This window comes from Pseudonocardia sp. KRD291, from assembly GCF_019263595.1.
Taxonomy (GTDB): Bacteria; Actinomycetota; Actinomycetes; order Mycobacteriales; family Pseudonocardiaceae; genus Pseudonocardia.
Genome location: NZ_JADQDD010000476.1, coordinates 1 through 2,424 on the forward strand (window position 1 = coordinate 1; position 2,424 = coordinate 2,424).

Genomic DNA, 2,424 nt, shown 5'->3' on the forward strand with positions numbered 1-2,424 from the left:
GTCCCGACCAGGACGCGGGACCGACCGACGACGCCGGTGACACCGACGAGCCCGGTGGCGGACTGCTCGGTGGCGACCTGCTCGACGGCGACCTGCTCGGCGGGACCTCGCTGCTCGGCAGCTGAGAAGGCCTCTTCCACGACCACGCCCCGGGCGGCCCGCCGGATCGAGGTCACTGCCCGTGTTTGGGATCGTCACCGTTCGGGCACAAGCTGGCGGGAGGCGATCACATGAGCGGACGTCATCGACAGGGTGGACCGGGCATCACCCGCCGGGCACTCGCGGGGACGGTTCCGGTGCTCGGAGCGGCGGGAGCCGCGACCGGGCTGGTGCTCAGCAGCGGCGCGGCCGCGGCACCGGACAGCACCGACACCACCGACGCCGGCGCGACGACCGACGAGGCGGTCACCCCGACCGCGGCCGAGACGACAGCGCCGCCGCCGACCGTCCGCACCCACGTGCCGGGCCGCGCGGACCAGGCCGTGTCCGCGGTGGCCGCGGCGACCGACGCCGCACGCGACCGGAACGCCCTGGACCAGTCGCAGGACCAGCGTTCGGTGACCGCCGCGGTGGAGCAGGTGCGCGCCGACGCCCGCAGCCGCGACGCGGCGGCCCAGCAGCAGGGCCGCACCGAGCTGGAGCAGTTCCAGGACCAGCAGGCCCGGGAACAGCGGCAGGCCCGCGCGCAGGAGCAGGAGCGCGGGGACTCCCCGCCGGAGCCGCTCTCTCCGTCGGAGCTGTCCGGACCCGCCGACCCGTCGTCCGACCCGGGGGAGTGCGACCTGTCCGGGCTGCCCCGGCTGAGCCCGTCCGCGGACTCCGACGAGATCGTCAACCGGGACTGCGGCATGACCGACGACCGGGGCCGCGAGCGCTCCCAAGACCCGTGGATCGACGGGCAGATGCGCTCCGAGGACGAAGAGTTCTTCTCCACCTACTGATCGGCCACGACCAGGCCCAGGGCCTCGCACACCGCGGAGGCCTGCGCCGGGGACACGATCGCCCCGGCCAGCTCGCGCGGCGTGTCCGGGGTGATCTCGCCGAGGTCGCAGCCGCGCAGGTCGGCGGCGGCCATCCGGGCGTGGCGCAGGACCGTCCCGCGCAGCCGGCATCTCTCGAAAACGACCCCACGCAGGTCCGCGCCCCGCAGGTCCGCCTCGGACAGGTCGCACTCCTCGACCCGCATGCCCTTGAGGCTGAGCTCCTGCATGTCCGCGACCTGCAGGTTGCACCCGACGAGCCGGAACGACGCGGCCAGCCCGCGCAGCCCCCGCAACGACGTCCCGATCATGCGGCAGCCCTCGAACCGGGCGTCGCCGAGCATCGCACCGGCGAACCGCGCCCCGGACAGGTCGACACCGCTGAGCACGGCGTCGGTCAGGTCGGACTCGCGCAGGTCGGCCCGGGCCAGGCTGCCGCCGGTGATGTGCGCACCGTCGAGGCGGACGCCGAACATGTCGGCGTCGTCGAACCGGCAGTCACGCAGCTGCGCCCCGGCCAGGTTCACCTCCCGCAGCTCGGTGCCGCGCAGGTCCAGGTCGGTACACGGCTCCCCGGCCCGGACGGCGGCCACCAGCTCTTCTGCAGACATGGCCCCAGGCTGCCACCGGCCCGGGGACGCACCCCGGGCCGGGGTCGGCAGCGGGGGAGAGTCAGATCGCGGGCGGGGCGTCCGGCCCGACCGGCGTGCAGCGGACCGGCTTCGCGTTCGCCGGGTCCAGGGCGTTCTCGATGTGGCCCAGGGTGACCGGGTCGAACGCGACGGCGACGTGCTCGGCCAGGTCGGTCGGGCAGCCGTCCTGCAGGACGATGTTCGTCGCGCCGTCGAGCTCACCGCTGGTGTAGGGCACGACCAGCTCGTCGTACCTCGTCATGATCATCGTGTAGGTGACGCCGTCCACCGCCGGACCGCCGTCGGAGTTCATCTCCTCGATGAACTCCGACCCCTTCAGGAACTGCCGGCAGGACCCGCACACCGGGTCCAGGGCCAGACCCAGTAGCGGGTCGATCCCGAGCTGCTGACCGGTGCGGTTGAGGAAGGCCAGCCCGCCGGTCTGCGTACCGTCCCAGAGCGGGGTCATCCCCACGTAGCGGTCGACGTAGCGGTCCCCGCCGAGGAACTTCACGTAGTAGTTCGGCATCAGGCTGCCCTCGGAGTGCCCGACGATGTCGACCTTCTCAGCCCCGGTGCTCGACCGCACCCGGTCGACGAACCTGGCCAGCTCCTCGGCGCTGCGCTCCATCGGCTGCAGGCCGCCGACCTGCGACAGCGGCGGCGGCGCGAGCGGGGAGCGGCCGTAGGTCAGCGAGAACACGCAGTAGCCCTGGTCGGCGAGCTGCGGGGAGATGTAGGCCCAGTTGTTGGACTGGTTGGCGCTGAGCCCGTGCACCAGGACGACCGGGTTCGGGTGCTCGTCGTCGGGT

At 73.4% G+C, this 2,424-nt stretch carries 3 protein-coding genes; 1 reads left to right on the forward strand and 2 read right to left on the reverse strand.

The window, feature by feature from the left end:
* Positions 1 to 230: 230 nt before the first annotated feature.
* Positions 231 to 941, forward strand: a complete 711-nt coding sequence (locus I4I78_RS31910) for a hypothetical protein (RefSeq protein ID WP_218615231.1) — start codon at positions 231 to 233, stop codon at positions 939 to 941.
* On the opposite strand, the gene I4I78_RS31915 is transcribed toward I4I78_RS31910, so the two are convergent.
* Together I4I78_RS31915 and I4I78_RS31920 are read right to left on the reverse strand one after the other, a co-directional pair.
* Complete coding sequence (locus tag I4I78_RS31915) at positions 935 to 1,591, reverse strand: pentapeptide repeat-containing protein (protein ID WP_218615232.1); 657 nt, start codon at positions 1,589 to 1,591, stop codon at positions 935 to 937. The two genes, I4I78_RS31910 and I4I78_RS31915, sit on opposite strands and share 7 nt — an antisense overlap.
* Before the next feature lie 61 nt (positions 1,592 to 1,652).
* On the reverse strand, positions 1,653 to 2,424 hold a 772-nt coding region (locus tag I4I78_RS31920), incomplete at its 5' end, for a triacylglycerol lipase (RefSeq protein WP_218615233.1).